The sequence below is a fragment of the Corynebacterium renale genome (assembly GCF_002563965.1).
Lineage (GTDB): Bacteria > Actinomycetota > Actinomycetes > Mycobacteriales > Mycobacteriaceae > Corynebacterium > Corynebacterium renale.
Genome location: NZ_PDJF01000001.1, coordinates 494,278 through 517,150, shown reverse-complemented (window position 1 = coordinate 517,150; position 22,873 = coordinate 494,278). Strand labels below are relative to the sequence as shown.

Below are 22,873 nucleotides of genomic sequence, written 5' to 3'. Positions count from 1 at the left end.
ACCACCCCCGCGAAAGTGACGTGCACGTGACCGCAGCCCTCATCGTCGACATCATCTTGGTCGCTGTCTTCCTGCTTGCAGCAATCAGCGGGTACCGCAGCGGTGCCGTGTCCTCGATCCTCTCGACGATCGGTGTCGTCGCAGGTCTGCTCGTCGCCGCGGGACTTCTGCCCGTGGTGCTGCGCTGGACCGATTCGGTGGCGCTGCGCTTCGTGCTGGCCCTTGGGCTGTTTATCCTGCTCGTGGCACTCGGCAACGTGGTCGGTGGCGTGCTGGGAAGTACCCTGCGCCAAGGCGTGCGCGGCCGATTCCTACGGGTCCTCGACTCCTCATTCGGCGCCGTCTTCCAGACCGCTGTTGCGATGCTGGTTGCCTGGTTCATTGCCACCCCACTTGCGACGGGCATCGGCGGCAACGTAGCGGCCGGAATTCATTCCTCCACAGTGCTCGGCGGCATCAACCGCGCGGTACCCGAAACGTGGAAGGACGCGCCGGCTTCCGTTTCCGCACTCCTTTCCGACACCGGCCTGCCACCGCTGGTCAGCCCCTACGACGCCAGCAAATCGCCCCAGGTCGAAGCCCCGAACATCAAAGTCGCCGACCGGCTCCTCGTCGAGGAACTGCGCCCATCCGTGATCCACGTGGTCAGCGAAGCTCCCTCGTGCCGTCGCCGGCTCATGGGCTCCGGGTTCGTCACCGCCGACGACTACGTGATCACCAACGCGCACGTCGTCGCCGGTGCCTCCGCCGTCACCCTAGACACCACGATCGGGATGCGCCAAGCGGACGTGGTCTACTACAACCCCCACGTCGACATCGCCGTGCTCTACGCCCCCGACCTCGGCTTACCCGCCCTGAAATGGGCCGAAGAACGCGCAGTGACCGGCCAAGATGCGGTAGTCATGGGCTTCCCCGCCTCCGGACCCTTCGAAGCCGCCCCGGCACGCGTCCGCGACGTCCTCACCATCGCCGGACCCGACATCTACGCCAACGACCGCGTCGAACGCGAGGCCTACACCGTCCGCGGATCCATCCGCGAGGGCAACTCCGGCGGGCCGATGGTCGACGCCAACGGCGACGTCCTCGGCGTCGTCTTCGGCGCGGCAGTCGACGCCACCGACACCGGATACGTGCTCACCGCACGCGAAGTACTCTCGCAGATTGGCGACGTAAACATGCTCACACAGCCCGTCGGCACCGCGGAATGCGTGGCGCAGTAGGGTTTTGCTGCCGCCCCTAGTCCAGCCACCCAAGAACAGTCGATACGAACCCTGCAGGATCCTCCAACATGGGCAGGTCCTGTGCGCCGGGGATAGACGTCACGGTGGTGGGGCCGGAGGTGCGTCGAGAAGCGTGCTTCGCCACAGTCCGCCACAAGCCGGTGCGCGGGTGAATGTAGAGGACCGGGCAGGAGACCACGTCACGCTGCCACTTCAGGGGAACAATGCCGGTGAGCAGGCGGTGAATACGCGGGGAATGCGCCCGCACGCCACTGATCCCGCCGGCGCGGATACGTGTTGCAATAGTCTCCTCGCAGGCCGCGGTGGTGTGGAAAGACGAAGCTGTAGCGACTCGCGTCGCAGTCTGATAAGCCCGCTCCGAAACTAGCCGCGGCGCCAGCCACCGGACGCGCGACACCCAATGCCGCACCACAGTCCCCGGTGACAACCACGGCCGGCGGAACACAATCCGGCGCAGGTCCTGGGGGTGCGCCGCCGACACAGAAACCAGCTTATCGACGACCTCCGGATACGCCCCGGCAACACACCACGCCACCGCGCCGCCCACATCAGCGCCGACGAGGGTTGCGCTGCTGTGCCCGAGGGAGCGGATAATGCCGGTGATGTCGCCGGCGACGGTGCGGACGTCGTACGTGAAACCACCCGCGACGTGCGGTGGCTTATCCGAAGCACCATACCCGCGCAGGTCAATCGCGGCGACGTGGAAACCTGCCCCCGCCAGTGGCGCAATCACCTTCTGGTAATCCCACCAGCCACCGAACCCTGAGTGGAGGAGCAGGATCAATGGGTCGGTGGGTTTCCCGGCCTGGGCTGCGTGGAGGCGAATGCCGCGCACGTGGAGCATGGAATGAGAAAATGACCCATCGAAAAGCACGGTAGACGGGGATAAGTGCCCGTACCCGGGGATTCGATGAGCCATCGTGAGTCTGAAGTAGCGGGGCCTAGCTGTAGAGGCCGCGGTTACGGGACTCCAGGTTTTCTTCAGCCTTACCTGGGACCAAATTCTTCAGTTCGGTAACCGAGTCGATGGTGCGCTGCGGGGTCTTCATCTTCTTGACCTGGCGCCAGCCAATCAGGGCAATCAACGCGGCGAGGACCAGCATGACGACGAACACGATAAGGAACGCAGCCCAACGCTCAAGCCAGTTAGCCAGCAGTTCTGCGGCGAAGAAAAAGAAGAAGAACGAGCTGTACAGAGCAACAACGCCAGCCACACCAAACATGCCACCACCGACGGCAGCCTTCTTGGCGGAAGCGCTAATCTCGGTCTTGGCCAGCTCAACCTCGGAACGGACCAGGGAGGAAATCTGGGACGTTGCGTTGCTGACCAGGGTACCTAAAGATTCGTCCCCAGTGCTGGCATCGACATCCGACAGGGGGATGGAATTTACTTTGGGCTCAAAGGTCTTAGCGCCTTCGGTAAAAAACCCGTCCTTGGTGCTCACGGTTATTGATTCCTCCACTTATGTGCTGGTTTTCATGGCTCGCGGGGCAATCACCCCACGCACCTTTGACGCTTATCTTTCTTATCGTAGCCCAGATTAACTGGACGAATGGCTACCAGTGTACTGGGCGCGGCCACAACCCTTCAACGCCACGGTGGTTTTCCCGGCGGCAGTCAGGCGGGACCTTCACGCTTTTGGCGCCCCGCCCACCACAGAGCCCCAGCGGTGACGGCCGCGATCCCTGCCACGACGCCGGTGCCGATCCCGACCTCCTTCACAGCAGCGGCGCTGAACAGTGGTTCTGGGTTCTTGAACGTACGGATCTCCCACCCATTGTCCAGGGCATGCTTCTTCAAGGGGCGATCCGGATTCACGGCAACTGGGTTGCCCACGAGTTCCAGCATGGGAATGTCGGTGGCGGCGTCGGAATAGGCGAAACTGGCGTTTAGGTTGTAGCCGCGTTCGTCGGCAAGCGCGGTGATGGCCTCGGCCTTCTTGTCGCCCTTGTTAAAGAAGAGGACCTCACCGGTGTACTTGCCGTCGCGGACTTCGAGCTCAGTGGCGACGACATCGCGTACCCCAAGTTCGTGGGCGATCGGCTTCACCAGGTCCGTTGCTGACGCGGAAATGATGACCACGTCGTGGCCGGCGTCTTGGTGGAAGGCGATGAGGTCGCGGGCCTCCGCATAGATAGTGGGAATGACCGTGTTGTGGATGGTTTCCTGGGCGATCGCCTGGACGTCAGCGACGGATTTACCGGCGATGAGGCCGGCGAGCTGGTCGCGGGTGTTCGCCATCGTCTCCGCGGAGGCTCCGGAAATCATGTAGCCGGTCTGGGCAATCGATAAGATAAGCGCCTCTTTGGCCGACACCACGCCGTGGGAAATGAAGTCCTTACCAAAAGCGTGCGCCGAGGACGCATGAATGATGGTTTTATCCAGGTCAAAGAACGCGACGACCTCCCCGCGCCGGCGCTGCGGCTGGGGCGCTGTCTCAGCGTTCGAACTCATAGCCAACATAGTAGCGGTTTTCTTTGTAAAGCGTGGCGTAACACCGCCACTACCTGCGCAGTTAGCGTCTTTTTCTCGGTTGCTTGCCATGGCTGAAAACCTGTGCCATAATCGAACGTGCAAGGCCCCGATATACTGTGTGGCCTGCCCCGGCCCACCCCCCCCCGAGGCCGGGTTACAGATGGCCCACGCACACCCCCCCGAGGCGTGGGCCATCGCCTTTTCTTAATTACAGCAGCATGTTGTCGATGAGCCGCACACCTTCGACGGACGCGGCCACGAGTGCCAGCGCGCCAGCCTGGGCGGCATCTACTTCACGTAAATCATCCGGGCTCACCACGGTCAGGTAATCCAATGTCACACCATCCGCTGCGGCGAGTTCTGCCCGCGCGCCGGCGAGGTCAACGTGGCCGTCGCGAAGCCTCATCAGCGTGCGTGACAACGCCAGGGCCTGCGTCCGGCCCGTCTCGCTGAGGAGGGTGTTGCGGCTCGAGCGGGCAAGTCCTTCCGGGGTCCGGGCGATCGGGACCGTGCGCAGTTCTACGTCTAGGTTGAGGTCGGAGACCATGCGCTGCAGGATGACCACCTGCTGCGCATCCTTCTGCCCAAAGTAAGCCACGTCGGGTTTGACCAGGTTAAACAGTTTATTTACCACGGTGGCCACGCCGTCGAAATGGCCGGGCCGGGACGCCCCTTCCAGGATCTCGCCCATGCGTCCGGTACGCACCCACAGTTCGGGCAGCCCGCCGGGGTACATCTCTTCCACCGCGGGGGCGAAAACCACATCCACGCCGTGGGCCTCGCACAACGCTGCGTCCGCTGCGAGGTCGCGCGGGTAATTCCGGTAGTCGTCGCAATCGCCCAGGTCGGTGAATTGCAAAGGATTGGTAAAGACGCTGACAACCACGGTGTCGCATTCTGTGCGGGCGCGGTCGATGAGGGTGGCGTGGCCGTCGTGAAGTGCACCCATGGTGGGGACGAACCCCACCTGGCCGGTCGCGGCGGCCAGGGCGGTGCGCAGTTCGGGGATGGTGGTGACGATTCGCATGATAGGGCTCCTAGAACGATTCGGACTGGTTGGGGAAGGTGTGGTTTTCTACATCGGCCTTGTACTCGCGCGCGGCCGCCAACAGTTGGTCGCCCAGGTCCGCGTACTGGCGCACAAATTTCGGGGTCTTGGCACCGGCGTTGAAGCCGAAGGCATCCGTCCACACCAGGATCTGCCCATCGGTGGCGTTACCTGCGCCGATGCCGATCGTGGGGACGGAAACGGACTGGGTGACCTGGCCGGCGATGTCTGCCGGCACCATCTCCAGCACAATGGCGAAGGCTCCAGCTTCGGCGACGGCCGTGGCGTCCTGGATAAGCGACTGGGCTGCCTCGCCGCGGCCCTGCACCACGTAACCACCAAGGGCATGCTCGGACTGCGGGGTAAAACCAATGTGCGCGCAGACGGGGATGCCCGCGGCGACGAGCGCGCGGATCGTCGGCGCGCATTCGGCGCCGCCCTCAAGCTTCACGCCGTGGGCGCCAGACTCTTTCATTACCCGCGCCGCCGAACGCAGCGCCTGGTGCGGGCCCTCCTCGTAGCTACCAAACGGCAGGTCAACGAGCACGAACGCGCGCTGGGTGGAGCGGACAACCGCGGACGCCAGCGAAATCATTTCATCTAAGGTCACCGGCAGGGTGGAGGCGTGCCCGAAGACCACGTTCGCGGCAGAATCGCCGACGAGGAGGAGGTCGATGCCGGCTTCGTCGAAGATGCGCGCGGACATGGTGTCGTAGCTGGTCAGGGCTGTAAATGGGCGGCCTTGTTCCTTGGCTGTGGTGAAGTAACGGGTGCGTAGTCTGTGCATGGTTAGGCAGTCTAGACCTCTGCATGTGTGGCGCGGGTCACGGGTGCATGTTGGGGAGGCGTGGGCCGCCGGGAGGGCGTCGTGAAGCGGGAGTTATCCACAGGGCCTGTGACAGAAGTGATGAATAAAAGGGGTTATACACAGGCGAAAAAGAAGTCCTGGAAAGCTGCCTGGCGGACCGCGACGATGAAATCATGAGCCACACACAGTCCATGAAATCCATCGTCCTCGCCATCGCCGACCCCACCTGCCACGCCGAAGCCACCTACATTGCCGCGGCTACGGGGCGGCCAATCATCGACGTCCTCGCCGGCGAAGGCTCCCTGGAGAGCTGGTACCACCGGGCGTACGCCATCTTCGCCGACCGCGAAGGCGCCGCCGAATGCGGCCTGGATACCAGCCCGCCCCGCGACCGAATCTTCGCCGTTGCCCCCGACCCCGGGCCACCACCCGACATCCCGGGCGCCACTGCCGGCTTCTGCTTACCGGCCCAGGCGCTGGAACTGTTGCGCGCGCTCGTCGTGGCGCCAACACGTGCCGCGGACCGCCGCGCGCCCGTCATCGCGATCTACGGTGCGACCGGGGGAGTAGGCGCCAGCACACTCGCCGCTGCTGTAGCGCTCAGCGTCCCTGGTGCAGTGCTTATCGACGCCACCGTCACCTCCGGAGGCCTGGACCTCCTCATCGGTGCCGAAGATTCCACCGGCGCGCGGTGGGCGGACGTTGGCGGTACCGAAGGGCACGTGGACGCGCACGCCGTGCTGGGTGCCTTACCGCACGCACCTGGGGGAACGCCGGTGCTCACGGTGGCGCGGACCGCGACCGCCACCCCCGGGTTGGCGAGTGTTGCCGGCGACGGCGGTAAACGGGCGGAACACCTTATCGGGGCGGTGCGCTCTGCGGTGCCTGCGGTCGTCGTGGACGCTGGCGACACCGACGCACTGGGAGCGATCATTGCTTCGGCCGACTACCACGTGATACTCCATGCCGCGGAGATTCGCTCCACCGCACAAGCCACCAACCTGGCCGCACGGTTGCGGGCGGCGGGGGCGCAGCCGGTGAGTATTCTGCGCCACCGGCAGTGGTCTGCGCTCAGCGCCGCCGACGCGACGGCCGTAACAGGCATGGACGTGATCGCCGAGATTCCCCACATCCGCGGACTGGCCAAAGCCACCGAATTGGGCGCTTTGAGCAAAGTCCCCGGCAAGCTCAAGCCCGTGGTGGGGGCCATTGTCCAGGCCGCGGAGGTGCGCCCATGAGCAGCCAGAACCTCGTGGGGCTTGCTGAAGAGGTGCAGCGCAGCTTCGCGGGAACCGGAATGCCAGGCCCTGGTGAGGTGGCGCGCCGCATCCGCGAGATCGCGGGCGTGATCAGCGACGTTGAAGTCGTAGCCGTCATGCGGGAACTGCAGCACAGCTCGGTGGGGCTGGGCCCTCTGGAACCGCTGCTCGCGCGGCCTGGGCTGACGGACATCGTGGTCAACGCGCCCGACGAAGTCTTCATTGACGCCGGCGCCGGACTAGAACGCATGCCTGTCCGCTTTGCCGACGACGACGCCGTGCGTTCGCTGGCCACCCGTCTGGTCAGTTCGGCCGGAGGGCGCCTGGATGCCGCGCAGCCCTTCGCCGACGCTCAAGTGCGCCGCGACGACGGCACCATCGTGCGCGTCCACGCCCTCCTCGCACCGATCGCCGGCAGGGGTACCAGCGTATCCTTGCGGGTGCTCCGCCATGCGCGTCACAGCCTTGCTGAGCTGGAGGAATCGGGCAGCGTGCACCCGGAGGCAGGAGCGCGGTTGCGCGATATTGTACGAGCGCGTGAACCCTTCCTCGTTGTTGGGGGAACGGGATCCGGGAAGACCACGCTGCTTTCTGCCCTACTCGGGGAGGTCGATCCTGCCGAGCGCGTACTCATCGTGGAAGATACTCCTGAGCTGCGCCCGGAGCATCCGCATTGCGTGTACGCCAGCACGCGCGGGAAGAATGTGGAAGGGTTCGGAGAGATCACTCTCACTACGTTGGTTCGGCAAGCGTTGTGCATGCGCCCCGACCGCATAGTGCTCGGTGAAATTCGAGGCCCCGAAATCGTTGACCTCCTCATGGCGCTGAACACTGGTCACGACGGTGGCGCGGGAACCATCCACGCGAATTCTCTGGCAGAGGTGCCTGCACGCGTGGCCGCGTTGTGCGCGCTCTGTGGACTCGTGGGCCCGGCGTGCGGGGTGCAGGTGGCGGCCGCGCTGCGACACATTGTGGTGATGGCGCGCGGGCGTGACGGGAAGCGTCGTGTAGCGCAGTTGGGGTCCATCGGTGTGAACCGGAGTGGAGAACTTACTACCACTTCGCAGTGGGAGGCACCATGACCTGGATGCTCCTATTGTTTGGTGCGGTAGTTGTTGCACGGCCCGCACCCGCCCGGCGCATCGTCGCCGCGAAATCCACGTTCCGCTTCCGACCCCGCCACACAATCGTGGCCGCGGTCGTCGCCGTTGTTGCCGTGTGGGCGGCTGGCCTGCAGATGGCGGTCGTGGCGGCGGGCATGCTGGCTATCACGCTCTGGGCGATCACGGTGCGCCGCCGCGAGACCCGCAAGCGCTGGCGGGCCAAGGAAAAGGAGGCGGACGCAGTCCGGGGAATCGCAGCCCAGGTGCGGGCAGGCGTGCCCGCCCACCAGGCCGCACTCGACTATGGCAGCGCGGTGCCGGAACTCCTCGCCGCCAGTACCCAGATAAACGAGGCCAAGCGCCCCGAGGACCGCCTCGCGCGGCTATGGCAAGCAACCACCCACTTTGGGCTACACGTCGCTCCCATCCTAGAGGCGCACGCCCACGATACGAGCGAGCAGATACGCGCACGTGGGGAACTCAAAGCACTGCTCGCGGGACCCCAATCAACGGCCATCATCCTCACGCTGCTCCCGCTCGCCGGAATCGGGCTTGGGGCTTCCATGGGGGCGGACCCACTGGGCCTGCTCATCCACACAGGGCTGGGCAACATCCTGCTGCTTGTCGGCGTGGGGTTGTTGTGCGCGGGGATGGTGTGGTCGAACCACATCATGACTTCGGCAGGAGGCCAACCATGATCGCACTCTGCCTAGCAGTAGCGCTGGTACTTCCTAGCCTGCGCGGACCGGCACGCCGGCTGCTTGCCACCAACCACCCCCGCGACGGCCCGCCACCAGGCGGCGGGGGCTTTCGGGGAATGCGCTATCGCATAACTCGGGGAAAAGGGCCGGACCCGGACATTCGGGAACTAGCCCGCGACGTCGACGTCTACGCCGCAGCCGTCACCAGCGGTGCACCGGCAGCGACCGCCACGCAGGTCGTGGCGTGGGTTGCTGGCGAACAGACCCGGGGGATCTGGCAAGAAATTGCCGGACTCTACGCCCTGGGCACGGGCCCGCAACGGGCGTGGGAACCCGCCGCCGGGATCCCCGTCCTCGCGGAGCTGGCAGCCGTCGAGGTCGCCTCCGGGCGCTCCGGGTCTGAGGTGGCGCGTGAGGCACGTCGTTTAGCAGACGACGCCCGCAGCACCGCGCACACCGCCGACGCCACCGCGGCCCAACGCGCCGGGGTACTCATTGCAATGCCGCTGACCATGTGTTTCTTGCCCGCCTTCTTCATCCTGGGGCTCGCCCCGGTGGTGATCTCGCTGGCAAGCGACATGTTCTAACACTAACCACGTAAGGAGAAAACTATGCTCACCAAAATCCGCTTACTCCTGTCCAACGACGAGGGGCTTTCAACCATCGAATACGCGCTAGGGACCGTCGCGGCCGCCGCCATGGCCGGGATCCTCTACCTCATCATCAACTCAGGAGGTGTCACCGATGCGCTCGAAGGGGTCATCACCGATGCGCTGAACAACCGCCCGGGCTCATGATCCACGACGACACCGGCTCAGTCACCCTCGAAGCGGCAATGGGCATCGCCAGCCTCATCACCATCATGATGGTGGCGTTTGCTGGACTTGCGACCGTGGGCGCGCACATCCACGCCACCCACGCCGCAGGCAGCGCCGCGCGGGCCGCAGCCATCGGGGAGGACCCGGCCACCGCCAGTGAGCGTGCCACGATCACCGTCCGCCGCGACCCCACCTGGGTCCACGTCACGGCGGAAGTGCCCGCACCCATCGGCACCGCCACAGCGCAGGCCAGCTTCCCCGTGGAGCTCGCCCCATGAGATCGCTTCACGACGACACCGGGTCCGCAACCATCACCGCAGCAGGCATGATTGCGGCCCTAGTGCTCGCCGCCATGACCATCGCCGGCGCCGCCCACTGGGTCGTCGCCGGCCACCGGGCCCAGGTCGCCGCCGACATGGCCGCCGTCGCTGCGGCCTACGCCCACGCGGTCGGCCGCGAAGCCTGCCCGGCCGCCGAGGCGACCGCGCACGAAAACCAGGCGACGGTCACCGCGTGCGCCGTCGACGGCGCCGACGTAGAAATACGCGCTACCATCAGCGGCCGGGACGCCGTCGCACGCGCCGGGCCCCTCTAACCAAACATCGTGACCAGCCCGCCAAGGAGCGCCAACGCGCCCTCCTTGTGCAAGGGCTGGTTACCATTTCCACACTTCGGCGACTGCACGCACGAAGGACACCCCGACTCGCAGGGGCACGCCTTAACCGCCTCGTACGTTGCCGTAATCCATTGCGCAAAACGCCGAAAACCAGCATCCGCGAAACCCGCACCACCCGGGGTGCCGTCGTACACGAATACCGTGGGCAGCTGCGTATCCGCATGCAGAGCGGTAGAAACTCCTCCGATATCCCACCGGTCACACGTCGCGATAAGCGGCAGTAAGCCAATCGCCGCGTGCTCTGCCGCGTGCAGCGCGCCGGGAACATCTGCCTCCGCGATACCCAGCTCACGCAAGACCAACGGATCCACCGTGTACGCCACCGCGCGCGTCCGTAGCTGCTGCGCCGGCATATCAAGCGGAACAGTATCTATCGTTTCCCCATTCGGGGTGCGCACCGTGTAGTGCGTCACCTGCTGGGTGACCTCAACGTCCACGTTGGCCAACCACACCCCGGTAGAAAGCTTGACGATATCCTCCTGCACCGGGGCGTCCACGATGCGGATGTCCGTCGACGAATGTGCACGCGTGGTGTACTCCGGCTGGTCCGGGTGGACGAGCGCGAGGGCGTCGTCAAGCAACAAATCATCCACCACAAACATTTCACCCTGATGCGTGTACACCGCGCCCGGGTGTAGCGATGCCGGCGCGCGGGCCCCGTCCACCGTGCCCAAGAGGCGGCCGTCCGTCTGATCCACGATCATGATCTCCCGGTCCGTGCCCCGAATGTGCACCTCGCCGTGCGGGTCGTCCACCGTGGGGAACCAGGCGTGGCCGCGCCACCGCAACACGCCCTCGGCGACAAGTTCAGCGACAACCTCGCCCGCGCCGAATTCCTCCACGTCCGCGGGCGTGAGCGGAAATTCCACCGCCGCGCACACCACATGGCCCCGCAGCACATGCGGATTGCGGGGGTTAAACACCGAATCTTCCACCGGCGCCCCAAGGAGCGCGTCTGGGTGGTGGACCACGAACGTGTCCATCGGATCATCGCGGGCCACCAGCACCGCAATCGATCCCTGCCCGCGGCGGCCCGCGCGGCCAGCTTGCTGCCAGAACGAAGCGATCGTGCCCGGGAAACCCGCGCTGACCACCGTGTCTAGGGAGCCGACGTCGATGCCCAACTCCAGGGCATTTGTGGTGGAGACACCGAGCAGACGGCCGTCGTCAAGCGCAGCCTCCAACGCGCGGCGATCCTCCGCCAGGTAACCCGCGCGGTACGCCGCCACACGCTTCGCGTCCGCGAACCGGCCCGCCAACGCAAGGGTCTCCTGGGCCCGCAGACTCACCACCTCCGCGCCGTGACGCGAGCGCACGAACGTAAGCGTGCGCGCGCCCTCGCCGATGAGCGTTGCCATGATGTCCGCGGCCTCCGTCGTGGCAGCGCGGCGCACCGGGGCGCCGTGTTCGCCCTCCACGTCCTCGAGGAAGCCGGGCTCCCACAACACGATTGTGCGCGAACCGCGCGGGGCGCCATCCTCCGTGACAGCAACCGCGGGCCGCCCGGTGAGGCGCTGCGCGTGGGCGGCTGGGTCAAAAGCGGTGGCCGACGCCAGGATAATCGTCGGGTGCGCGCCGTAGCGGGCAGCGATCCGCAGCAGACGGCGAATCACAATAGCCACATGCGCCCCAAATACTCCGCGGTAGGTGTGGCATTCATCAATCACGATGAAACGCAGGTGCCGCAGAATCCGCGCAAACCGGGCATGCGCCCCACACAACGCCGCATGCACCATGTCTGGATTCGTCAACAAGAGGCGCGAGTTGTCGCGGATCGCGCGGCGTGCCTCGGTGGGCGTATCACCGTCGTAGGGGGAGGGCACGACCCCCCGAAGTTCAGGAACCGCGCGACAAATCCTGTCCAACCGGGCCCACTGATCACTGCCCAAAGCCTTCGTAGGGGTGAGGTATAAGGCGGTGCCGGTGGCGTCGTGAGCCAATGCCGTAAGCACCGGAAGCAGATACCCCAACGACTTTCCCGACGACGTCCCCGTCGCCACCACCACGTCCCGGCCCTCCCACGCCGCCTCCGCGGTAGCAACCTGGTGGCTAAACGGTGCAGAAATCCCCTGCTCAAAGAAATATTCACGCAGGGAAGGCAGCGTCCACTCCGGCCACCTGCTTAGCGACGCCTCCCGGCCCGGCACCGTCCCCACATACGTAGCCGTACTGCCCGGGAAACGCTGCTGGAGAGTAGCCGCCAACTCCTCGCCGACCGACTGCGGGACACCCACCAGACGACTACCCCTTACACTTGCCCCCGCTATGGTTCATGACCTGCGGGTTATTGGAAATAAATTCTGCCGACCCACGCGCGTTGCCGATTCGTGGAACACTGGGGGCTGGTCGCTAGTATCTTAGCGCAGAGTTTTAACCCGTTTGAAGCGCTCGCACAAGAGAATTACGCGAGTGTCCTAGTCCGTCCCCTCTTTGCACCATTTCGTAAGAGGCGGGTTGGTACCTGGGATTTCGGTACGACCCGGGCGGTAAACACCGTCTGATTCACCCCTTACGAAAAGGAAAACACCATGGCACAAGGAACTGTTAAGTGGTTCAACGCTGAAAAGGGCTTCGGCTTCATCGCACCGGAGGACGGCTCCGAGGACGTATTCGTCCACTACTCCGAGATTCAGGGCTCCGGCTTCCGCACCCTGGAAGAAAACCAGCGCGTCGAGTTCGAGGTCGGCGAAGGTGCAAAGGGCCCACAGGCTCAGCAGGTTCGCGCACTCTAATTACGTGCAGAGCGTGAAGGCCGCCCTTCGGGGCGGTTTTTTCATGGGCGGCCTAGCTCGCCCGCGGCTGCATATTTATCGGCCAGGATTAACATGCCAGGTCGCGCACCTACGGCCACACGTCGCTGACCTGGGATGTTAAGGCTGGCTCGTAAGCCTAGCTCTCTGCGCACCCGCGTCCCGCGCCGCCTAAGCCGACGACGTCGCCGACCGGATCGAGCGCATCTCCTGGATCCGGTTTGCAACCTTATCCAGAACTACCCCCACGAGCGAGCCGATAACCAGGCCCAACGCCATGCCGAGCAGCGGGTAATCGCGGAGCACCCAGCCGCCCGCGAAGCCGATGAGCGTGGCTTGCGTGGCCCAGATGAGTACGCCGATGGTGTCGAACAGGAAGAATTTCCACCACGGGTAGCGGTTCGCGCCCATGATGATGGTCAATACCCAGCGGGCCCAGGGGATGAAGCGGGCCACGATGATCGTGAGCCCGGGGCGCGTCTCTACGGACTTGTTGATCCACGTCAGCGCGTGCGCCACCTTTTTAGCGCCGGGCGCTCGCTTGAAGCGGCGCCCAATCTTGACCATCCGCGCGCCTAATAGATAGGAAAGGTTGTCGCCGATCATGCCGCCGATAATGCCGGCCAAGACGATGCCCCACACCCACGGCACGCCCCGCGAACCAGCCCATGATCCGGCCAGCGTGAGCAGCGATTCTGCGGGTACGACGGGCAGGAGGGCGTCGCCAATCGTGAAGAGCGATAGTAATGGGTAGACCACCCAGAGCGACATGATGGATTCGATCCATTGGGTAATCTGGTCCATTACGGTTATTCACTCCCTTTCCGCAGCATAGGCTCTGCGCACCCGCGTGCGAGCTGTAAAAAAACAACTTTCGCCCCATCATAATGATGGGGTGGGGGTGCGCGTGGGGGCACTGTTTATATAACGTGTAGTTTCAAGACTAGGTTCCCGGGCCGACGTGTGACCCGGGCGATAGGAAGGATTGGGCACTTAAGTGGTCAAGCGTTTGGTCATCGTCGAGTCAGCGACAAAGGCGAAGAAGATTCAGCCATACCTGGGCGACGATTACATCGTTGAAGCTTCGGTGGGCCACATTCGCGACCTGCCACGCGGCGCTGCGGACGTGCCCGCCAAGTACAAGAAGGAACCCTGGGCGCGCCTGGGCGTCAACACGGACAAGGACTTCGAACCTCTCTACGTGGTGAGCCCGGACAAGAAGAAAAAGGTCGCGGACTTAAAGTCCAAGCTCAAGCAGGTCGACGAACTCTACCTGGCAACAGACCCGGACCGTGAAGGCGAGGCCATCGCCTGGCACTTGCTTGAGGTGCTCAAGCCCAAGGTGCCGGTGCGCCGCATGGTGTTCAACGAGATCACGAAGCCCGCCATCCTGGCCGCTGCGGAAAATACCCGTGAGCTGGACATGGACTTGGTCGACGCGCAGGAAACCCGCCGCATCCTGGACCGCCTCTACGGCTACGAGGTGTCCCCGGTCCTGTGGAAGAAGGTCATGCCACGCCTTTCGGCGGGTCGCGTGCAGTCGGTGGCTACGCGCGTGATCGTCGAGCGTGAGCGCGAGCGCATGGCGTTCATCTCCGCGAACTACTGGGACGTCCTGGCCACGGTTGCCAAGGACCTGGACTTCGATGCGCGCCTGACCGCCGTCGCAGGCAAGCGCGTGGCCACCGGCCGCGACTTTGATGATCGCGGGCGGGTGAAGTCGGATGCGGTAGTGGTCGTCGATAAGCAGAAAGCTGAGGCGATTGCTTCTTCGCTTGACGACGCCACGCTCGACGTCACAAACGTCGAGGAAAAGCCCTACACGCGGCGGCCCTACGCACCGTTTATGACCTCGACGCTGCAGCAGGAAGCCGGCCGCAAGCTGCACTTCACCTCCGAGCGCACCATGCGCATCGCGCAGCGCCTCTACGAAAACGGCCACATTACGTATATGCGTACGGACTCGACCTCCCTGTCCAAGCAGGGCACCGAAGCCGCCCGCAACCAGGCCCGCGAACTCTACGGTGAGGCCTACGTTTCGCCGAGCCCACGCAACTACGACCGCAAGGTGAAGAACTCGCAGGAAGCGCACGAAGCCATCCGTCCGGCCGGTGAATCGTTTGCCACCCCAGGCCAGCTGGCCGGCCAACTCGACGCCGAAGAGTTCAAGCTCTACGAACTGATTTGGCAGCGCACCGTCGCCTCCCAAATGACCGACGCCAAGGGCACCTCGATGAAGGTCACGCTCACACACGAGGCCTCCGAACCCGTCGAGCTGTCCGCCACCGGCCGCACCATCACGTTCCCCGGCTTCCTGCGCGCCTACTCCGACGCCCCCGCGAAGGATAAGGACAAAGCAGAGGCGCACCTGCCGCAGCTGGCGCAAGGCGATACGGTGCAGGTCAAGAAGGTGTCCGCCGAAGGCCACTCCACGAACCCGCCAGCCCGCTATACCGAGGCGAGCCTGGTCAAGAAGATGGAAGAACTGGGCATCGGCCGCCCATCGACCTACGCGTCGATCATCAAAACCATTCAGGACCGCGGCTACGTCATGTCCCGTGGCAACGCTCTCGTGCCCTCGTGGGTGGCGTTCGCCGTCGTCGGCCTGCTGGAATCCAACTTCAACGAACTGGTCAACTACGACTTCACCTCCTCCATGGAGGACCAACTCGACGACATCGCCGCCGGCGAAGAAGACGGCACCGCGTGGCTCAACGCCTTCTACTTCGGCGACGCCAACGCCGACGACAACCTGGCCGAAGCCATCGCCCGCCACGGCGGCCTGAAATCCCTGGTCAACGACAACCTCGAGCACATCGACGCCCGCCAGGTCAACTCCCTACACCTGTGCGACGACGCAGAAGGCCGCGCCATCAACGTGCGCGTCGGCCGCTACGGCCCCTACTTGGAACGCCAAATCGGAGTCACCGCCGACGGCGAACCCGAATACCAGCGCGCCAACCTGCCCGAATCCACCACCCCAGACGAACTGGACCTCGAGGCCGCAGAAAAACTCTTCGCCACCCCACAGGGCGGCCGCGAACTCGGCGAAAACCCCGACAACGGGCGCATGATCGTGGCGAAGGAAGGCCGCTACGGCCCCTACGTCACTGAAATCGTGCGCGACGACGAACGCGAACGCGCCGAAGCTGAAGCAGAAAAAGTGGTGGCGAAGGAACGCGCTGAGGAAGACGCCCAACGCGCCGCCGAAGGCAAGCGCGCCAAGAACTGGGACACCAAAACTGCTGCCAAGCAGAAGGAAAAGCGAATCGGCGAATTCGTCGAAGAATCGCTCAAACCTAAGACGGCCTCCCTGTTCTCCTCCATGGAACCGGCCACCGTCACGCTGGAAGAAGCACTCAAGCTGCTCTCTCTGCCGCGCGAGGTTGGCGTCGACCCGGCAGACGGTGAAGTCATCACCGCCCAAAACGGGCGCTACGGCCCCTACCTGAAGAAGGGCTCCGACTCCCGGTCCCTGGCCAGCGAAGACCAAATCTTCAGCATCACCCTCGACGAGGCACGCCGCATTTACGCCGAGCCCAAGCGCCGCGGCCGCGCCGCCGCTAAGCCGCCGCTGAAGCAACTCGGCGACAACGACGTCTCCGGCAAACCCATGTCCGTCAAGGACGGCCGCTTCGGCCCCTACGTCACCGACGGGGAAACCAACGCCTCGCTGCGCCGTGGCGACACGCCAGAGACCATGACCGACGCCCGCGCCAACGAACTACTCTCCGAGCGCCGCGCCAAAGTCGCCGCCGAAGGTGGCACGAAGAAGGCCTCGAAACGCAGCACCAAGAAGGCCTCCAAGAAGGCGACGAAGAAAGCGGCGAAGAAGTCTACTAAGAAGACGGTGAAGAAACCGCCACAAACCACCAAACGCGTGGTCAAAGCTGGCACCCGGAAGAGCTAACGCCGGGTACGCTTAGCAGGTATGACGCTTACAACAAACCTGCAACGCATCGCACAAGACGCCACCGGGCGCACCCGCGAAGGGATTGCCGCCCTGGTGGCGTCTTTGCGTACCTTCACCACCGACCAACCCGACCGGCTCGCTTTCGCGGGCGTCGGGGGCTTAAGCGCCCTGGCCAAGCTGGGGGGTGAGTCGGCGGTGAACACCACCACGAGTGCTGCGGCCCTGCCCTTCCTGCTGGGCACCGTGAACCGTGCGGACCTTCCAGAAGACAAGCGCACCGCGATCTCGGCAGCGCTGATCGCCGGGGCGATCGGGCAGGGCAGTCAGGCCCGCGGCGCGAAGACCGGCGTGACGGTGGGCGCAGTGGCGTTGGCCGCCCACTACGGGCTGCTGGCCTGGCTGCTGTATGAAAAGGGCGCGCGGTTCAGCCGGGAACGCGTGGTCCCGCGCGCGGTGGCGTGGGGTGCGGGCACGCTGCTCGCCGCGGTGAAGGCCCCCCGCCTGGTCGTCCCGACGCTGCTCGCCGGTGGCCCGCTGGTTGCGCTGTCGGCGCTGGCCAATGATCGCGCCCTCGTCCGCGACGTCCCCTCCTTCGGCTACGGCCACGCCGGTAACCTGCTGCTTCTTACCCAGGGGTGGGCGTTGGCGCGTGAGGCTTTCGGCCCCGTGGCCCCCGTCGATGCGGCCGCCCGCTGCGCCGAACTCGGCGCCTACTTACTGCTTATCGACGCCCTCACGGCCTAAAACCTGCGCCTCCAAACCCTGGAGGAACTCTTTGTCGGCCGTGCCGCCCGGGCTGGCGTAACGCCCGAGGGCGCCGTCGGCGCGTACCACGCGGTGGCACGGCACGATGAGGATGAAAGGATTCGTCCGGCACACCGTCCCCACGGCGCGTGCCGCCCCCGGGTGCCCGATCTCCTCGGCGATCTCACCGTACGTGGCGGTGTACCCGTACGGGATCTCAAAAATGGCGCGCAGCACGTGGCCGCGGAAATCGTCGCCGAGGCGCAGCGGGATATCGAAGTGGTGGCGCCGGCCGGCGAAATATTCGGCTATTTGCGTCGCGGCGGCCTCGGCGATGGGGCCGGAGTCACCGCTGGGGTCCGCTCCGAAGGTGACGCCGGTGAGGGTGGTGGCGTCGTCGTGAAGCGTGAGCGGGCCGAGCGGTGACTGCAGAATCATACGGTCTTCGCCTGCGTGCGAACCCAGCGGTACACGAACCCGATGAGGAGCACGAAGACCACGATGCCCACGGCGTTCGCCGGGAAGTTTTCGCCGAAGACGGCCAACGGTTCGTCGCCGCCGGCAGCAGCGATGAGGCCCGCGTTGAGCACACCGAACAGCGACTCACCGACGATGAGGCCCGTCGCCATGAGCGTGCCCATGCGCTTCGTGGTCTCCGGGTTCTGCTGGCGGGCAGCCCACTTGTTGTAGAACAAGCCCAGGAAACCGCCGATCGCGATCATGATGTTCAGGCCAGCCGGCAGGTAGAGGCCCATGCCCACGGCCAGCGGCGGCAGGTGGTAGCGGCCACCGCTGACGCGGCCCAGCACCTCGTCGATGATGATGACGACAACGCCGATAATCGCGCCGAGCCCGATCTTCGACCAGTCGAGGGAATCACCGAAGATACCCTGCGTCACCGACGACATCAACGCAGCCTGCGGCGCGGCCAGCGCGTCGGGGCCGGCACCGTCCATGCCCTGGAAACCGAAGGCCGTGAGCATGAGCTGCATAATCGGCGGGATGATCAGGGAGCCAAAGAACACACCGATAACCAGGGCGACCTGCTGCTTCCACGGCGTCGCGCCGACGAGTTGACCAGTCTTCAGGTCCTGCAGGTTGTCGTTGGAGATTGTGGAAATACCAAAAATGATGGCCGCGGTAAACAGCGTGTAAGCCACCAGGGCGGTGGGGTTGGTGTCGGATTCGTCGCCAGTGACGGCCTTGATCATGAGCGCAGCCGCGAGCACCGTGATGATGCCAACGCCGGAAATTGGGCTATTCGACGCACCAATCAGACCCGCCATGTAACCGCACACCGCCGCCACGAGCAGCCCGATGAGCAGGGTAAACAGCACGCTGACCAGCACCAGTGAGGTCGCGTGGTGGTGAATCTCAGAATTGTGCACGAACTTCCACAGCATGAACCCGATCGGGATCATGGAACCAATGATCACAGTGAGCACGATGGGGAAGGGGATGTCGCGATCCGTCAGCGGCACCTGAACGCCACTGTGCCGGCTTTGCGACGACCGGAACGACTCACGCATGCCCTTGAAAATTGGGCCAATAATCTTCAGCAGCGTCCACACCGCAGCAACGGCCATGGTGCCAGCGCCCACGAAACGTACCTCCGCAGAGAACACGGCCGAGACGTCGCCGGCGACATCCGCGCCGACCTTGTCCTGCGAGAAGATCGGCAGCAGCACGCCGTGGGAGATTGACACGCCCACCAGCATCGCGATACCCACGGTCACGCCAACCAGGTGGCCCACACCAATAAGCGCCACGGACAAGCTCGCGCCGACGACCGAACCGCCGGTCCCGATCTTGAACGCACTCGACACCGACGAGGCCGTAGCCTTCAGCGCGGACAGCAGAGCGTAGCCCGCCGACGCGGCCGCGCCAGCCACAATGACACGCAGACCCGCCTTGTTTTCCTCGGCGGAACCCTGCTCGTCGCCAACCTTGAGCACCTCAGCTGCTGCCACACCCTCCGGGTACGGCAGATCAGAACCGGTGACCAGGGCGCGGCGCAGCGGGATGGAATACATGACGCCCAGCACACCGCCGACGAGGCAGATCGCCAGGGTGGTCCAATACGGGAAGCCAGCCCACCAGCCGACCATCACCAGGCCGGGGAGGACGAAGATAATCGCCGACAGCGTACCCGCGGCCGAAGCGATCGTCTGCACGATGTTGTTCTCCATGATGGTGTGGCCTGCGAACTTGCGCAGGATCGCCATGGAGATCACGGCGGCAGGGATGGATGTGGCGAACGTGAGGCCCACCTTGAGCCCCAGGTACACGTTGGCGGCGGTGAACACGAGCGTGATCACTCCGCCGAGGATGATGGCGCGCAGGGTTAGCTCACGGATGGGGCTAGCCTTGGTCGTCGTAGGTGAAGACATACCGGGCCTTACTATCAAAGGGATTGGATAAATCCGTTAAATGGTAAAACACGGTAGTTCCGGAGAGTAATCCGGCCCACACCGGCTAGCTCTGGTCGGCCATCGTTTCGCGGATCGGGCGAGCCAGTTGAGTCATCTTATGCCGGCCGCGCAGCTCGATAGATTTCAACAGCGTCCAGCGCGCCTGCTCGGCCTCGTTGGCTCCGCGGAGGGTGGCGGCGTTGGTCAGCACGCCGCCCGGGGTGTCTTTCGCCAGGTCGGTGAGCCGGGAGGCCTCGTTGACGGCGTCGCCGATGACCGTGTATTCGAAGCGGTCGGCCCCACCGATGTGGCCGGCGACGACGTGGCCGGCGCACACCCCAATGCCGGCCTCCAACTTCACGTTCTTCAGGGCGAGGCGGAGTTCTCGGGCGGCCTGGAGGGCCATCGAGTTGGCGTCGGAAAGCGAAAGGGGAGCGCCGAAGACTGCCAGCGCGGCGTCACCCTGGAACTTGTTGATGATGCCCTTGTTGCGGTGCACCGTGTCCACGACGATGGAGAAAAACTCGTTGAGCTGCTTGACCACTTCCTCGGGCTGATTTTCTACGGCGAAGGTGGTGGATCCGACGACGTCGATAAATAGCACCGCGACCTTGCGGTCCTCGCCGCCGAGCGTGGGCTTTTCTTCCAGCGCGCGGCGGGCGACCTCCGTGCCCACGTAGCGGCCGAAAATGTCGCGCACCCGCTCGCGTTCGCGCAGGCCACGCATCATTTCGTTGAAACCAGCCTGGAGGACGCCGAGCTCCGAGCCATCGTAGATGTCGACCTGGACGCGGTCGTCGCCGCGGCGTACCCGGTTGATCGCGTCCTGCAGTTCGTCGATCGGGTCGACCACGCTCATAATCGCCAGGGCCGTCGCCCAGAAGCCGGTCACCAGGCCCGCGATCAACAGCCACAAGATGGCGGGCAACAGGTCGGAGGCGTCCTCGGTGAAGATGCCCGATTCGTGGCCCCACAGTAGGAGGAGCACACCGCCCATCGGAATCGCAGACGTGAGAACCCACGTGGTGTTCAAGCGGTGCTTAATCGGCGGCTCTAGGGTGGCGTCCTCAAAACGACGCGCCAGCGCAGCGGCCGCCACGGGACGGACCAGGCGCTCAGCCTGCAAGTACGTAATCGACACAACCAGGAACATCGCCATCGCCGTAGCAACCACGACCACCAGCGCAAACTCGCGTGACATCGTTGACGCCACCGCGCCCGCAATCACGATCCCGATCACCCACACCACCGCGCACACGATGGCCTGATAGATAGGAAGCCGCAGTACCAGGTTGCGCACCATGTTCTGGTCATGGCCGTCAGGATCACGCTGCCAATCCAACACCGGCCTAAACATGATCAACGTCGCCACAATGCCCACGATCACGGCAAAAGTGACGTACGCGATACCAATAGCCGGCAGGTACGCGATCTGAGACTGGAAGTTTCGGGCCTCCTCCATGGGGATGAGGTAGCGCACGAACAGCATGACAGCCGCGGCACCTGCCACGTTGGAGCCCAGCACGAGCGCCGCATACAGCGGCCACGACGTACCGAGCAGCCATTTTACCGCCCGCACTAATCGATTCATGGCCTCTACTCTAGGACACACTAGGGTGGGCGGTGTGACACACTCGACGGAACCCACACGCAGCGTCGCCGAACGGCTAGCTGACACCCCGGCGGTCGCCGCAACAATCCTCCGCGCCGCCGCAGCTGCTCGACGACGCATCGCCGGCCACGCCACCGACGCCGACGCTTATGCCCTGGCCCACTCCTGGGTCATCACGGGCGCGCCTGGTTCCGGGCGTTCCGAGGCGGCCGTCGCTTTCGCCGCCGCGCTGGAGTGCACGGACCCCGACGAGATCGGGTGTGGACGCTGCGACGCGTGCCGCGGCGTCTTCGAGGGCGCGCACACCGACGTCGAGTTCGTCCGCCCCCAAGGCCTGGTCATTCCCGTCAAATACGTGACTGAGGTCCTCCTCCCCGCCGCACACACGCTGCCGACGGTAGGTAAGTGGCGCGTGGTGATCATCGACAATGCCGACCGCCTTAATAAGGAGTCCGCCAACGCGCTGCTCAAGACGGTCGAAGAGCCGCCGGCGCGCACAATTATCCTGTTCTGCGCCCCGTCGACGGATCCGCTCGACTTCATCGTGACGCTACGTTCTAGGTGCCGGCACCTGTACGTGCCGTCGCCGTCGGCACGCGAAGTAGCCCGCATTCTCGTCGCAGAAGAAGGGGCGAGTGAGCAGGACGCCCAGCTGGCCGCGCACGCCTCCCTGCGGCACATCGGCCGGGCACGCCGGCTGGTGACCAGCCCGGAGATGCAACGCCGCCGCGCCCAGGTGCTCAATGTCGCCGAGCTGATTGCGCACCGCGAACAAGGCTTCCAGGCGATGGGGGCGCTGGTGAAATCCGTGGACAAGGAAGTCGACGACACCTGGGCGGAAGCCGACGCCGCCGAGGTCGCCGCCCTCGAACGCTCCCTCGGCGTGGGTGCGCGCGGCAAAGGCGCCCAAAAAGCGGTGCGCGGGGCGGCAGGGCAGGTCAAGGATCTGGAGAAGGAGATCAAGCGCCGCGCTACACGACGCCGCCGCGACCTCCTCGACCTCTCACTCGTCGACTTAGCCGGCCTCTACCGCGACGCATTACTGCTGGCCATCGGCTCCGACGTGGCACCCATCCACCCCGACTTCGCGCCGCTTGCCGCCGAACTCGCCGAGAACGTGGGAGAGACTGGACTGCTTGCCTGCCTCGACGCCATCCAAATCTGCCGCCAACAGATCAGCGTCAACGTGAACCCGACGATTGCTACCGACGCGCTCGTCGGACGGCTACGCATGGCGTATCGGGTGAACTAGGCGCCAGGCGCCAGGTGCGCCGAATTTTGGCGCGGCGCGGCGATGCGCTAACATTGGCTTC

General features: G+C 64.8%; 22 protein-coding genes. 12 read left to right on the top strand and 10 right to left on the bottom strand.

Annotated elements, in window-relative coordinates; translation table 11 throughout:
• The first annotated feature begins 26 nt into the window (after nucleotides 1-26).
• Nucleotides 27-1,220, top strand: coding sequence for a MarP family serine protease (locus ATK06_RS02520; protein WP_048379016.1), 1,194 nt, complete (start codon nucleotides 27-29; stop codon nucleotides 1,218-1,220).
• 16 nt (nucleotides 1,221-1,236) lie between these two features.
• On the opposite strand, the gene ATK06_RS02515 is transcribed toward ATK06_RS02520, so the two are convergent.
• The 5 genes from ATK06_RS02515 to panB all read right to left on the bottom strand — a co-directional run bounded on the left by ATK06_RS02515 (nucleotide 1,237) and on the right by panB (nucleotide 5,552).
• A complete protein-coding gene (locus ATK06_RS02515) occupies nucleotides 1,237-2,160 on the bottom strand; it encodes an alpha/beta fold hydrolase (RefSeq protein WP_048378821.1) in 924 nt (307 codons plus the stop codon).
• 22 nt (nucleotides 2,161-2,182) lie between these two features.
• Nucleotides 2,183-2,686 (bottom strand): phage holin family protein, encoded by a 504-nt coding sequence (locus tag ATK06_RS02510; RefSeq protein WP_048378823.1) that lies wholly within the window; start codon nucleotides 2,684-2,686, stop codon nucleotides 2,183-2,185.
• A gap of 173 nt (nucleotides 2,687-2,859) precedes the next feature.
• Nucleotides 2,860-3,696: an HAD family hydrolase gene (locus tag ATK06_RS02505; RefSeq protein WP_053072585.1), complete on the bottom strand. Its 837-nt coding sequence runs from the start codon at nucleotides 3,694-3,696 to the stop codon at nucleotides 2,860-2,862.
• Between the two features lie 229 nt (nucleotides 3,697-3,925).
• Complete coding sequence (gene panC, locus ATK06_RS02500) at nucleotides 3,926-4,744, bottom strand: pantoate--beta-alanine ligase (protein ID WP_048378826.1); 819 nt, start codon at nucleotides 4,742-4,744, stop codon at nucleotides 3,926-3,928.
• Between the two features lie 10 nt (nucleotides 4,745-4,754).
• Entirely contained in the window at nucleotides 4,755-5,552 is a 798-nt protein-coding gene (gene panB / locus ATK06_RS02495; protein WP_048378827.1) for a 3-methyl-2-oxobutanoate hydroxymethyltransferase, read from the bottom strand.
• Nucleotides 5,553-5,746: 194 nt separating this feature from the next.
• Here panB and ATK06_RS02490 point away from each other — a divergent pair, with 194 nt between their 5' ends.
• From ATK06_RS02490 to ATK06_RS02460, 7 genes are read left to right on the top strand one after another with little or no spacing between them, the layout of a single operon-like run.
• On the top strand, nucleotides 5,747-6,811 hold the full coding sequence (locus ATK06_RS02490; protein WP_048378828.1) for a CpaE-like family protein: 1,065 nt from the start codon (nucleotides 5,747-5,749) through the stop codon (nucleotides 6,809-6,811).
• Nucleotides 6,808-7,914 carry a TadA family conjugal transfer-associated ATPase gene (locus ATK06_RS02485; RefSeq protein WP_098388787.1) on the top strand — a complete coding sequence of 369 codons (1,107 nt, stop codon included), beginning with the start codon at nucleotides 6,808-6,810 and terminating at the stop codon, nucleotides 7,912-7,914. The genes ATK06_RS02490 and ATK06_RS02485 overlap by 4 nt, the downstream gene beginning before the upstream one ends.
• A complete protein-coding gene (locus ATK06_RS11170; protein ID WP_053072566.1) occupies nucleotides 7,911-8,633 on the top strand; it encodes a type II secretion system F family protein in 723 nt (240 codons plus the stop codon). The genes ATK06_RS02485 and ATK06_RS11170 overlap by 4 nt, the downstream gene beginning before the upstream one ends.
• Nucleotides 8,630-9,223, top strand: coding sequence for a type II secretion system F family protein (locus ATK06_RS02475; protein ID WP_169916237.1), 594 nt, complete (start codon nucleotides 8,630-8,632; stop codon nucleotides 9,221-9,223). Before ATK06_RS11170 ends, ATK06_RS02475 begins: the two co-directional genes overlap by 4 nt.
• A gap of 24 nt (nucleotides 9,224-9,247) precedes the next feature.
• On the top strand, nucleotides 9,248-9,433 hold the full coding sequence (locus ATK06_RS02470) for a DUF4244 domain-containing protein (protein ID WP_048378831.1): 186 nt from the start codon (nucleotides 9,248-9,250) through the stop codon (nucleotides 9,431-9,433).
• Nucleotides 9,430-9,732, top strand: a complete 303-nt coding sequence (locus ATK06_RS02465) for a TadE family type IV pilus minor pilin (protein ID WP_048378833.1) — start codon at nucleotides 9,430-9,432, stop codon at nucleotides 9,730-9,732. Before ATK06_RS02470 ends, ATK06_RS02465 begins: the two co-directional genes overlap by 4 nt.
• Nucleotides 9,729-10,049, top strand: coding sequence for an Rv3654c family TadE-like protein (locus tag ATK06_RS02460; protein ID WP_098388784.1), 321 nt, complete (start codon nucleotides 9,729-9,731; stop codon nucleotides 10,047-10,049). The genes ATK06_RS02465 and ATK06_RS02460 overlap by 4 nt, the downstream gene beginning before the upstream one ends.
• Here the strand turns inward: ATK06_RS02460 and ATK06_RS02455 are convergent.
• The gene (locus ATK06_RS02455) at nucleotides 10,046-12,364 is read right to left on the bottom strand and encodes a DEAD/DEAH box helicase (protein ID WP_098388783.1); all 2,319 of its coding nucleotides are present in this window, start codon (nucleotides 12,362-12,364) and stop codon (nucleotides 10,046-10,048) included. The two genes, ATK06_RS02460 and ATK06_RS02455, sit on opposite strands and share 4 nt — an antisense overlap.
• 294 nt (nucleotides 12,365-12,658) lie before the next feature.
• Between ATK06_RS02455 and ATK06_RS02450 the strand changes: the two genes are divergently transcribed.
• Nucleotides 12,659-12,862 (top strand): cold-shock protein, encoded by a 204-nt coding sequence (locus ATK06_RS02450; RefSeq protein ID WP_048378835.1) that lies wholly within the window; start codon nucleotides 12,659-12,661, stop codon nucleotides 12,860-12,862.
• 189 nt (nucleotides 12,863-13,051) lie between these two features.
• Here ATK06_RS02450 and ATK06_RS02445 read toward each other — a convergent pair whose 3' ends face one another.
• On the bottom strand, nucleotides 13,052-13,684 hold the full coding sequence (locus tag ATK06_RS02445) for a DedA family protein (RefSeq protein ID WP_048378836.1): 633 nt from the start codon (nucleotides 13,682-13,684) through the stop codon (nucleotides 13,052-13,054).
• A 193-nt stretch (nucleotides 13,685-13,877) separates the two neighbouring features.
• Between ATK06_RS02445 and topA the strand changes: the two genes are divergently transcribed.
• Nucleotides 13,878-16,790 carry a type I DNA topoisomerase gene (topA, locus tag ATK06_RS02440; protein WP_098388782.1) on the top strand — a complete coding sequence of 971 codons (2,913 nt, stop codon included), beginning with the start codon at nucleotides 13,878-13,880 and terminating at the stop codon, nucleotides 16,788-16,790.
• Between the two features lie 21 nt (nucleotides 16,791-16,811).
• A complete protein-coding gene (locus tag ATK06_RS02435; protein ID WP_053072569.1) occupies nucleotides 16,812-17,537 on the top strand; it encodes a hypothetical protein in 726 nt (241 codons plus the stop codon).
• Here the strand turns inward: ATK06_RS02435 and ATK06_RS02430 are convergent.
• The 3 genes from ATK06_RS02430 to ATK06_RS02420 form a co-directional block, all read right to left on the bottom strand.
• Nucleotides 17,508-17,975 carry a methylated-DNA--[protein]-cysteine S-methyltransferase gene (locus ATK06_RS02430; protein ID WP_048378838.1) on the bottom strand — a complete coding sequence of 156 codons (468 nt, stop codon included), beginning with the start codon at nucleotides 17,973-17,975 and terminating at the stop codon, nucleotides 17,508-17,510. The genes ATK06_RS02435 and ATK06_RS02430 overlap by 30 nt on opposite strands.
• On the bottom strand, nucleotides 17,972-19,927 hold the full coding sequence (locus tag ATK06_RS02425) for an OPT family oligopeptide transporter (protein WP_098388781.1): 1,956 nt from the start codon (nucleotides 19,925-19,927) through the stop codon (nucleotides 17,972-17,974). Before ATK06_RS02425 ends, ATK06_RS02430 begins: the two co-directional genes overlap by 4 nt.
• 85 nt (nucleotides 19,928-20,012) lie before the next feature.
• A complete protein-coding gene (locus tag ATK06_RS02420; protein WP_048378840.1) occupies nucleotides 20,013-21,539 on the bottom strand; it encodes an adenylate/guanylate cyclase domain-containing protein in 1,527 nt (508 codons plus the stop codon).
• A 34-nt stretch (nucleotides 21,540-21,573) separates the two neighbouring features.
• On the opposite strand from ATK06_RS02420, the gene ATK06_RS02415 reads away from it, so the two are divergent.
• Nucleotides 21,574-22,812, top strand: a complete 1,239-nt coding sequence (locus tag ATK06_RS02415; RefSeq protein WP_048378842.1) for a DNA polymerase III subunit delta' — start codon at nucleotides 21,574-21,576, stop codon at nucleotides 22,810-22,812.
• Nucleotides 22,813-22,873: the final 61 nt, after the last annotated feature.